The sequence below is a fragment of the Gelidibacter sp. genome, from assembly GCF_039916245.1.
Classification (GTDB): domain Bacteria; phylum Bacteroidota; class Bacteroidia; order Flavobacteriales; family Flavobacteriaceae; genus Gelidibacter.
In genome coordinates this window covers 1-9,834 of record NZ_JBDSLS010000305.1, presented here as the reverse complement: position 1 = coordinate 9,834, position 9,834 = coordinate 1, and the positions used below count along the sequence as shown (strand labels likewise).

The window sequence follows — 9,834 nt, the reverse complement described above, 5'->3', positions numbered from 1 at the left end:
CCAAAATGCTCTTCAAGATAGTCCAAGGTTTTTGATTTCAAATCGCTTCCCAGAAATATCCCCAATTGGTACATTTTATCTGCCGTGACCTTTCCTACGCCATGAAATTTTCGGATATCCAATGTCTGCATAAACCCTAAAACTTCTTCTGGATTAATCGTCTTTTGACCGTTGGGCTTGTTATAATCGCTGGCAATTTTCGCTACAAATTTATTAACCGATATCCCTGCGGAAGCGGTCAACCCAACTTCTTTGAAAATACGTTCTCTGATTTCTTGAGCAATTAAGGAAGCGCTGTGATTTCCTTTTTTGTTCACAGTGACATCCAAGTACGCTTCATCCAACGAAAGTGGTTCTACCAAATCCGTATAATCTAAAAAAATGGATCGGATTTTATTAGAGATTTCCTTATACCGATCAAAACGTGGAGGAACAAAAATCAATTCGGGACAATTGCGTTTGGCCTGCATACCGCTCATCGCACTGCGCACTCCAAATTTTCGCGCTTCGTAACTTGCCGCAGCCACAACACCGCGTAATTCACTTCCGCCCACGGCAAGTGGTTTACCTTTAAGTTCAGGATGGTCCATTTGTTCCACAGATGCGTAAAACGCATCCATATCTACATGAATGATCTTTCTTATTGGTAAATCGTTTGGCATGCCGTAAATTTATGACATCTTAACGGAACAAAATCTAAAAAATATGGCAAAATCAGCGATCGTTTTGGGCGCAACCGGACTTACTGGAAACATTTTGTTGAAAATGCTTTTGGACGATCTGCGATACAGTGATATTATTGTTTTTGGCAGAAATAGTTGCAATATCAAACATCCTAAATTAGAAGAATATATTATTGATTTATTTGAATTGGAACATTATGCCAGTAAATTTAAGGCCGATGAAGTATACTGTTGCATTGGAACGACAAAGGCTAAAACCTCAGATAAGGAGATTTATTTGAAGATCGACTATGGTATTCCTGTTGCTGCGGCAAAGTTGTGTAAGGCAAATGGGATTGATACATTTATAGTTATTTCGGCTTTGGGAGCTAAAAAGAAGAGTAAGGTTTTTTACAATAGAGTTAAAGGTAAAATGGAAGCTGCGGTATTAGAGCAACAGATTCCGAATACCCATATTTTACAGCCGTCATTAATCACAGGTAATCGTGAGGAATTTAGATTTGGCGAATCCTTTCTTAACTTCCTTATGACTGTTTTTAAACCCATTTTACATATTGGAGACTTGAAACGCTATCTTCCCATTCATCCAGAAACGATTGCCAAATGTATGGTGTGGTTGGCAAATAACACGTATAATTTAGAACGCATAAAATCAAAAAAAATACAGGAATTAGGTGAGTGAATTAATTGAAATAGAACGTAAGTTTTTAGTGTTATCTGACGCTTTTAAATCTGAAGCTTTTAAAAAAACACGGATTGTTCAGGGTTTTTTGAATTCTGATATAGACAGGATTGTAAGAATCAGACTAAGAGACAACGACGGATTCTTGACCGTAAAAGGCAAACCTTCTGAAGATGGATTGTCACGTTTTGAATGGGAAAAGCAAATCTCTAAATCCGATGCGGAAGCGCTTTTGAAGTTATGTGAAAAAGGCTTGATCGATAAGATACGGCACGAGATTAAATGTGGAGATCACGTCTTTGAGGTTGACGAATTTTTTGGAGACAACGACGGACTGATTGTCGCTGAAGTTGAGCTTAAGAATGTGTCCGAAGTTTTTAAGAAGCCGGATTGGTTGGGTGTGGAAGTTACAGGTCAATCAAAGTACTACAATTCTCAATTAATAATACATCCCTTCACGGCCTGGCCAAAGTAATTCAAAGTCAAGTAGGATTTAAGCAGTTTCAAAGAGAGGATCCTTGGGATTTGTATTATAAAAAAGCCACTATTGACTAAATAGTGGCTTTTTTATGGATATTTAAAGAGTTAATCTTTACTACAATCTCGTTGATCTTGCTAATCTTGAGAAAATGCATCAACGGTTTTCATGTCCTTAACACTGTAGGCGTCTCCAATTGATTCTACAGCCTCTTCAAGAGCGATTGGTGTTACTTTGGCGTTGTCATATTCCACCATGGCTAAACGTCTGTCAAAATCAACGACAGCTGATTTTACGCCTTCCATTTTGGCTATTTTCTTTTCAATAGTTTTGGCGCAACCCATTTGGCAGGTCATTCCTTCAATTGCAAATTCAGCTTTTGCGTAGGTCGCATTAGGATCCATTTGTTTTTCTGAAACAGTTGTTGGTTGGGCCATTTCAACTGTTTTTATTTCTGGTTGTGCACTGTCTTTACAGCTCACTGAAAATAATGCCAGGGTTGTAAGCAGGGCCAAAGTCTTTAATGTTTTCATATGTAGATATTTATTGTTTTTTAACGGTTATATGGAATTCGCAAATCTTCTTTCGTGTTTGTGGCCAAATTTTTATCATGCTCATTTCATAACTTAAGATAGTTAAAACTCCAATTGAGTTATCGATTATTTAAATAGTGGTAAATAACAAAATTAAGAAATATTCACGTTGTTTGCACGCAGAATATATATTAAAACCTGACGAGACTTAAAAGATGAAAGGAATACCAGTGAAATGGTTTTATCTGATAGCGCTTGCCTTCGTTTGGGGCAGCACTTTTATATTGATGAAAAAAGGATTGATGGGGATGGGGCCTTATCAATTGGGAGCGTTGCGAATTGTTTTAACAACCTTGTTTCTATTTGTTTTTGGCTATAAGGCAATTCTACATATAGAAAAGGCTCAGTGGAAGTGGCTATTGGTGTCTGGATTTATAGGTTCTTTTTTCCCTGCTTTTTTTCTAGCACTTGCAGAAACTCAAATAGACAGTTCGGTGGTTTCGATTATTAACTCTTTAATGCCCTTAAATACGGTGTTGTTGGGATTTGCGATTTTTGGAATCGCTTCTACCAGACGCCAGGTTGCGGGAGTCATTGTCGGATTTATAGGTACCTCATTACTCATTTTTAAGGGCGCAGAACTTCATCCCAGTCAAAACTATGTATACATATTGTTTGTAATACTCTCCACAGTAATGTATGCTGCCAATGTTAATATCATTAAGCGCTATCTTCAGGATGTGAAACCTGTGTATATCGTCATAGGCAATTATATGACTATTTTTATTCCGGCATTGTTGGTACTGTATTGGTCAGAATTCTTTACGGAAAGGACCTATGCACACCCCGATTTCAAGATGGCTATTTTTTATGTTGCTATTCTTGCTGTGTTTGGCACTGCATTGTTAAAGGTGTTGTATTATAAGCTTATTCAGATTTCAACCCCGGCATTTTCATCCTCTGTGACTTATTTAATTCCTTTGGTAGCCATAGTTTGGGGGTTGTTGGACGGCGAAAGTTTTAATGCCATGCAAGGACTTGCTGCTGTCATCATCTTAGTAGGCGTGTTTTTATCGCATAAAAGTGAGGCATAAAAAAAGTCTGAAGTTTTATGCTTCAGACTTTAATTTATTATACTCATTGACTTCTTAGTTGAAATCAGCTTCAGTCACACCATTATTAACTTTCACGTTGGTCACGTTCATTTTAATGATTTGTGGTCCAGTAGTCACTGACATACTATATGGAAACAAAATATCATTCACCGGGGAGTAATTTCCGAAATCCTGAATAGTTGTAAACAATTGTCCTTGCATTTTCGCTGTTTTTTCAATTCTTACTAAAAGTCCTGATTTGACGTCATAATAACGGTAAGAATCATCTCCAACTGCAGTTACTTTTACTTTGTAAACATCACTACCATCAATGCTGGTAATGCTTTCTAAAGTTAAAAACGATGGGTCATATTCCAATTCAGGAAAAATTGAGTTTTCTGCTTTTTGGTCTGCAACCTGCTCTTCTGAAAGAGGTTGTTTTGCCCCTTGTTGTTCGATGTAACCCGCAGTGCCATTGAATTTTTGCTTCATGACCACGCCCATGCCTTCGATAGACATTTCCATAGAGGTTTTGTTTGGTGCCATCGCTTTCAACTCACCTATAGGGGAAAAAGGCATGCCTTCAATAGTTACGTTTGCAGTAGTCCAAACTGTTTTTACAGTTTTTGCTTTGTCTTTGCCTCCAACGGCCTTAAAGTAAGCATCCATTACGGTTTGAGTTGTAACACCGGCAGGGATTGGTTTTGAAAATTCAGGTTTCGCTACTGGGTTTGCGAACGTATCAAAATACAAGATTGGAATGCCTGTTTTTTCTAGATTATCTAAAACATCAGCACCTTTACCAACTACGACAATACGTGCGTTCTCTGGTTTAAAATACTTGTTAGCCACACGATTCACATCGGCAGCAGTCACTGCATTTATTTTCTGCAAATAAGTTTCGTAAAAATCTTTTGGCAAGTTATTTAACTTGATGTTTAAAGCATAACGTGCCACAGTTTGAGGGTTTTCTAAAGCCAATACGAAGTCGCCTACATATTTGGCCTTTGCATTTTTAAGATCGTCGTCACTTACAGGTTCTAATTTTATACGGTTGATTTCTTTCAATGATTGAACTACCGCACTGTCTGTAACCATGTTTCTTACTGCAGCACCAGCAGAAAAACGCGACACATATTTGTCGGCACCCACTCTAGAGCCTGCACCGTAAGTATAAGCGTGTTTTTCACGTAGGTTCATATTAAGGTAGCTGCTGAAACCGCCTCCTAAAATGCTATTGGCAATCAAAATGGCGTGGTAATCTGGATCACTCATTTTCAAAGTGACGTTGTTTGTCAATGAAATGTTAGACTGTACAGCATTAGGCATGTCCACAAAGTTTATTTGTGTGTATTGTGCATTTGGATTAGCTTCAGGAACAGTCGTTTGGATTTCTATTGATTTTTTCCAGTTTCCGAAACGTTTCTCGATTTGAGATTTGATCTTTTTGAAATTAACATCACCCACAACAACTAAATAAGCATTGTTCGGATTGAAGCTCTTTTCGTAAAAAGCGGTGACATCTGCAAAAGTGACGTTATTAACAGTTTCGGTAGATACAAATTCGCCATAAGGATGATGAACGCCATAAGACAAAGCATTTCCTACGCGACTAGCTACGGCATCCACACTTTTTTCTTGTGATTTTAAACCTTCAATGAGTCTTTCTTTTTCCTTGTTAAATTCCTCTTCAACCAATAACGGGTGCATAGCAGCATCAGCCATTAGTTCTAATATTCTCTCCGAATATTGAATGAGTGAACTCGCATAAGCCCCGGACGAATTGAAGCTTAAGCGTGCGCCCAAGAAATCAATTTCATCATTAAATTTCTCTTTTGAGATCGATGTTGTTCCATTGCCCATCATTGAGCCAACCAAACTTGAAACCCCAGCTTTAGCGCCTTCTGTTGATGGTTTGTTATCGATGGTTAAGCTAAAAGAAACTCTTGGCAGTTTATGGTTTTCAACAACCATCACTTTCATCCCATTTTTAAGGGTAAATTCCTGTGGCGATTTTAAATCGATTTTTGGAGCAGGTCCAGGTTGTGGTTGTTTAGAACGGTCAATTTGTGCTTGTGCAGAAAAAGCCAGAAAAAACACCATTAAGAACGCTGATATATAAGTTTTCATATGATATACTGTTTTTTTAAATTTTTATTATTGGTTATCCTTATTTGGAAGATACTCCAGCTCAAGACGTTGATTTGGACTTAAATATTTTTTGGCAACATTTCTGATTTCTTCTCTTGTGATGGTTCGGTAGATGTCAATTTCAGTATTGATAAGGTTCACATCGCCTTTTAGCAAATAGTTGGTCGCCAAATTCTCAGCAATACCTTCAACACTTGAATTGGAATTGACATATTGGTTTTCAAATTGGTTTTTAAGTTTTTGGTAATCTCTTTCAGAAATTAAGTCCGTTTGAAGTTTTGCGATTTCCACATCCATTTCAGCCAATAAACTGTCCAACGTTACATCTCCTAAAGGCAATGCTAAAATTGCAAATACACTATAATCCATTTGTCCAAGATTAATAGCCTGTGCCTGAAGTGCCATTTTTTTCTCATCTACAAGTTTTTTGTAGAGTACAGAACTTTTTCCGCCGCTTAAGTAGCTAGAGATCATATCCAAAACATACGATTCGCGTTCTTTAAATCCTGGCGTACGGTAAGCCGCGATAATTGCAGGGATTTGAATGTTATTATCATAAGCTTTGGCCTTAATGGTTTGAGTGATAGGCGTTTCTTTAGGGAAGTTTCTAACTGGATTCTCTCCTCTTGGGATCGGGCCAAAATAATCTTTGACCATTGTCTTGGTCTTTGCTTTATCAATGTCGCCCGCAACGACTAACACCGCATTACTTGGTACATAATATTTTTTAAAGTAAGCGTTGAATTCTTCTAAAGTAGCAGCATCCAAGTCTTCCATTTCACCAATGAGTTTTTCTTTGTAAGGATGCACTTTGAATAAGTTCTCTCCAATTGCAGAAAGAAATCCGCCATAAGGTGCGTTGTCCATACGTAATCTTTTTTCTTCCTTCACGACCTCATTTTGAGTATCGACGCCTATTTGATTAATGATGGGGTGCATTAAACGCTCAGATTCCATCCATAATCCTAGCTCTAAACTGTTGGAAGGGAAAATTTCGTAATAATAAGTTCTGTCTTGAGACGTGTTGGCGTTGTTGGTGCCTCCATTTGAAGAAACAACAGTAAACCATTCGCCACGACCAATATTTTGGGTGCCCTCAAATAAAAGATGTTCAAAAAAGTGAGCAAAACCTGTTCTGGAAGGTTCATAATCTTTTCCACCGACGTCATACATAACTGAGGTAATTACTACGGGAGCTGAATTGTCTTGATGAAGAATGACATGTAAGCCGTTGTCTAAATCAAATTCTTCAAATTCGACCTTTTGCGCATTGGCAAAATTGCCAAAAAGCAACAAAGCAGCCAGAGAGAATAAGCATTTTTTCATTATGTGTTATTTTAGGAATTAATTAATATTTATTATTAGTAGTGGTATAGATGTATATGTTACAAATACTGACAAAAATAAGAAATGATTATACTATTTAGCTAAAATCTTCATAAACAACCTCTAAAAATGTTAATAATCGAAATTTTTTCACGAATTTTAAGTGTCGAACAGTTTAAAAAGCAAAAATCATGAACCGATCCTTGTCAGTAGCATTAAAATATGGGCTTATTATTACCGGTTGTTTAATTGCCTATTTTTTAATTTTAAGATTATTTAATTTACATACTAGTATTTGGTTTCGAGTAGCCAATGGACTGTTTATGGCCGCGGGGATTTATTTTGCAATAAAAACTTATAAAGATAAGTACAATGCCGATTTTACGTATGTGGATGGTTTTAAAACAGGACTGCTCACTGGGTTTATTGCTACAGGATGTTTCACGCTTTTTATGGCTATTTATATGTTCCATCTGGATAAGGAATTTGCCCATAATATAATTAAACATTGGTTTAACAGTGGCGATCAAGGTGGTCCTCTTTTGATTCTTATTATCATAATGGAGGGGCTTTCATCAACTGCAATATTGACCCTGACTTTCATGCAAATTTTTAAGAAAAGCGATCATATTGGCCAACAAGAGCATTTAATTGATAATAATCCAAAAGCTAAGTTGTAGATAATTATCATTTATTTGTAGATCAAACCCAGAACTTTGAAGCAAAATCTTGTACATTTTGGAATTTTATTATCCAATTCGGTCAATAAAAAAGCTTTTATAAACACTAATCTATCCAGCGAGCGTCATGGGGGCCTTAGTCGTTTTAAATAACTATAACGACGTTCTGTTTTCTGATTTGACCATTGCTCAATGTATAGAAAAGGAGCACCGGCTAGTCTTGAAATTTCCAAAGCTGAAAACCGATCATTGCATACCTTTTCTTCTGGCGAACGTCGAAAAGTGTTATTGGAATATTGTTTAGAACAAAAACCAGACTATATCATTTCTGATATCCCTTTGATCATTTAGATTAGCGATGACGAAAAGAGTTGTCAAAGCAGCTTACGGAGTTGTCAAGGTCTATTTCCATAATTCAATTGTCAAGTCGGGAAGAAGTGCTTTTGCCCTTTATAAATAAAAAAGGCTATTTGAATTACAGTTCCTTAGAGATTTCAATAATTCCAGAGTCTATACCAATCTCCAAATATAACAGCGATTGGTGTTGATTGTTAGAGCATTGATTAAATAGTCACCTTTATTGATATTGGATGAACCTTTTGAAGAGCTTGATCAAAAAAAAACCAATTTGGTTGCGCGATTAAATAAATACTTTAATAGAGAACACTGAAATAACCATGATCTGTTTTTCCCATATTGTGGAGAAGTCATTGGTCCCATATATAGAAATTAATACTTCAAAAAATCAGTTCTGAGGGAAGAATAAAATCTTAATTTTAATAAAAAACCTCTCTAGAATTCGTCTTCGAGAAAAAGAGAGAGGTAGAGCATTTTTATTCTTTAAGCTAAATGTTATTTTATTTTTATAGAATTATTCAATTCTCTAGGCGAAAAACGTTTGTAGTTTAATTATTTAGGTGTATATTTGCACCCATTTTATAATAAAAATTAACTAATTTAAACGTTACGCTATGTACGCAATTGTAGAGATAGCAGGGCAACAATTCAAAGTTGAAAAAGACCAGAAAGTGTTTGTTCACCGTTTAGCAACAGAAGAAGGAAAGACAGTGTCTTTCGATAATGTTCTTTTAATTGCTGATGGTGATTCTATTACTTTAGGCGCCCCAGCTATAGACGGAGCTCTTGTAGGAGCAAAAGTCTTAAGTCACCTTAAAGGTGATAAAGTTATCGTTTTCAAGAAGAAAAGACGTAAAGGTTACCGTGTGAAAAACGGACACCGTCAAGCTCTTACTGAAATCGTAATTGAAAGCATTGTTGCTTCAGGAGGAAAAAAAGCAGAAAAAACTGAAAAAGCTAAACCAGCTAAAGCTGAAAAAGCGGCTCCAGTAAAAGCAGCTCCAAAAAAATCGGCAGCAAAAGCTGACGATTTGAAAAAAATCGAAGGTGCAGGTCCTAAAGCGGCTGAAGCATTAGTTGCAGCAGGTGTTGATACATTTGCTAAAGTAGCAGCTATGAAATCTGAAGATTTAAGCACTATCCTAAGTGAGGCAAGCTCAAATTTGGCACACATCGTAACCGATACTTGGCCAAAACAAGCTAAATTGGCTGCAGATGGTAAGTGGGATGAGTTGAAAGTTTATCAAGACAAATTAGACGGTGGAATTGAAAGATAATTTCAATCCATTAAAGTATAACAATATAAAACCTTAAGACAATGGCTCATAAAAAAGGAGTAGGTAGTTCTAAAAACGGTAGAGACTCAGAATCGAAACGCCTTGGTGTGAAGATTTTTGGTGGACAAGCTGCTGTTGCGGGAAATATCATCGTAAGACAAAGAGGCAATACACATCACCCAGGTGAAAATGTGTATGGTGGAAAAGATCACACTTTGCATGCACAAGTTGATGGTCTAGTGAAATTCACAAAGAAAAAAGACAATAAGTCTTATGTATCAATTGAACCGTTTGACGTTTAATTTTTACAGATTCTTTTAATAGATAGAAACCCTTTCTGGCAACAGAGAGGGTTTTTTGTTTGGAGGCTTTTCAGACCTGACAGGTTTTCAAAACCTGTCAGGTCTTGTTCATCTAAATAATCTGCATTTTCTTTAATAAAAAGCTCGCGTTCATATTTTTGCAAACACCGGTTTTGAAGGTATAATCAAAATAGAGTTCGTCATTGATGATTTCGGCATCAAAGTAATAGTTTTTTACTTCTTCAAGTTCGTTTTCAATCTCACACAAACT

11 protein-coding genes are annotated in these 9,834 nt (G+C 36.6%); 7 read left to right on the top strand and 4 right to left on the bottom strand.

Annotated elements, in window-relative coordinates; all coding sequences use genetic code 11:
• Positions 1-662: DNA polymerase IV (gene dinB / locus ABIQ28_RS15390; RefSeq protein WP_348038897.1), on the bottom strand; the 662-nt coding region annotated here is incomplete at its 3' end.
• 43 nt (positions 663-705) lie between these two features.
• On the opposite strand from dinB, the gene ABIQ28_RS15385 reads away from it, so the two are divergent.
• Together ABIQ28_RS15385 and ABIQ28_RS15380 are read left to right on the top strand one after the other, a co-directional pair.
• A complete protein-coding gene (locus tag ABIQ28_RS15385) occupies positions 706-1,365 on the top strand; it encodes an NAD(P)H-binding protein (RefSeq protein ID WP_348038895.1) in 660 nt (219 codons plus the stop codon).
• Positions 1,358-1,840: a CYTH domain-containing protein gene (locus ABIQ28_RS15380; RefSeq protein ID WP_348038893.1), complete on the top strand. Its 483-nt coding sequence runs from the start codon at positions 1,358-1,360 to the stop codon at positions 1,838-1,840. Before ABIQ28_RS15385 ends, ABIQ28_RS15380 begins: the two co-directional genes overlap by 8 nt.
• 140 nt (positions 1,841-1,980) lie before the next feature.
• Here ABIQ28_RS15380 and ABIQ28_RS15375 read toward each other — a convergent pair whose 3' ends face one another.
• Complete coding sequence (locus ABIQ28_RS15375; RefSeq protein WP_348038891.1) at positions 1,981-2,376, bottom strand: heavy metal-associated domain-containing protein; 396 nt, start codon at positions 2,374-2,376, stop codon at positions 1,981-1,983.
• Positions 2,377-2,591: 215 nt separating this feature from the next.
• Between ABIQ28_RS15375 and ABIQ28_RS15370 the strand changes: the two genes are divergently transcribed.
• On the top strand, positions 2,592-3,470 hold the full coding sequence (locus ABIQ28_RS15370; protein ID WP_348038889.1) for a DMT family transporter: 879 nt from the start codon (positions 2,592-2,594) through the stop codon (positions 3,468-3,470).
• Between the two features lie 54 nt (positions 3,471-3,524).
• Here the strand turns inward: ABIQ28_RS15370 and ABIQ28_RS15365 are convergent, their stop codons facing one another.
• Both ABIQ28_RS15365 and ABIQ28_RS15360 read right to left on the bottom strand, forming a co-directional pair.
• On the bottom strand, positions 3,525-5,600 hold the full coding sequence (locus ABIQ28_RS15365) for a pitrilysin family protein (RefSeq protein WP_348038884.1): 2,076 nt from the start codon (positions 5,598-5,600) through the stop codon (positions 3,525-3,527).
• A gap of 27 nt (positions 5,601-5,627) precedes the next feature.
• The gene (locus tag ABIQ28_RS15360; RefSeq protein ID WP_348038882.1) at positions 5,628-6,947 is read right to left on the bottom strand and encodes a pitrilysin family protein; all 1,320 of its coding nucleotides are present in this window, start codon (positions 6,945-6,947) and stop codon (positions 5,628-5,630) included.
• Between the two features lie 191 nt (positions 6,948-7,138).
• Here ABIQ28_RS15360 and ABIQ28_RS15355 point away from each other — a divergent pair, with 191 nt between their 5' ends.
• The 4 genes from ABIQ28_RS15355 (at position 7,139) to rpmA (ending at position 9,563) form a co-directional block, all read left to right on the top strand.
• Positions 7,139-7,627, top strand: coding sequence for a DUF4199 domain-containing protein (locus ABIQ28_RS15355; protein WP_348038880.1), 489 nt, complete (start codon positions 7,139-7,141; stop codon positions 7,625-7,627).
• A gap of 192 nt (positions 7,628-7,819) precedes the next feature.
• On the top strand, positions 7,820-7,978 hold the full coding sequence (locus ABIQ28_RS15350) for a hypothetical protein (protein WP_348038878.1): 159 nt from the start codon (positions 7,820-7,822) through the stop codon (positions 7,976-7,978).
• A gap of 620 nt (positions 7,979-8,598) precedes the next feature.
• Positions 8,599-9,261 carry a 50S ribosomal protein L21 gene (gene rplU, locus ABIQ28_RS15345; protein ID WP_348038876.1) on the top strand — a complete coding sequence of 221 codons (663 nt, stop codon included), beginning with the start codon at positions 8,599-8,601 and terminating at the stop codon, positions 9,259-9,261.
• Positions 9,262-9,302: 41 nt separating this feature from the next.
• A complete protein-coding gene (gene rpmA, locus ABIQ28_RS15340) occupies positions 9,303-9,563 on the top strand; it encodes a 50S ribosomal protein L27 (RefSeq protein ID WP_348038874.1) in 261 nt (86 codons plus the stop codon).
• The last annotated feature ends 271 nt before the right edge of the window (positions 9,564-9,834 follow it).

Coding starts and splice junctions, on each gene's coding strand:
- rpmA (WP_348038874.1), top strand. CDS start 9,303: ATGGCTCATAAAAAAGGAGTAGGTAGTTCTAAAAACGGTAGAGACTCA.
- ABIQ28_RS15385 (WP_348038895.1), top strand. CDS start 706: ATGGCAAAATCAGCGATCGTTTTGGGCGCAACCGGACTTACTGGAAAC.
- ABIQ28_RS15375 (WP_348038891.1), bottom strand. CDS start 2,376: ATGAAAACATTAAAGACTTTGGCCCTGCTTACAACCCTGGCATTATTT.
- ABIQ28_RS15355 (WP_348038880.1), top strand. CDS start 7,139: ATGAACCGATCCTTGTCAGTAGCATTAAAATATGGGCTTATTATTACC.
- ABIQ28_RS15365 (WP_348038884.1), bottom strand. CDS start 5,600: ATGAAAACTTATATATCAGCGTTCTTAATGGTGTTTTTTCTGGCTTTT.
- ABIQ28_RS15350 (WP_348038878.1), top strand. CDS start 7,820: ATGTATAGAAAAGGAGCACCGGCTAGTCTTGAAATTTCCAAAGCTGAA.
- rplU (WP_348038876.1), top strand. CDS start 8,599: ATGTACGCAATTGTAGAGATAGCAGGGCAACAATTCAAAGTTGAAAAA.
- ABIQ28_RS15360 (WP_348038882.1), bottom strand. CDS start 6,947: ATGAAAAAATGCTTATTCTCTCTGGCTGCTTTGTTGCTTTTTGGCAAT.
- ABIQ28_RS15370 (WP_348038889.1), top strand. CDS start 2,592: ATGAAAGGAATACCAGTGAAATGGTTTTATCTGATAGCGCTTGCCTTC.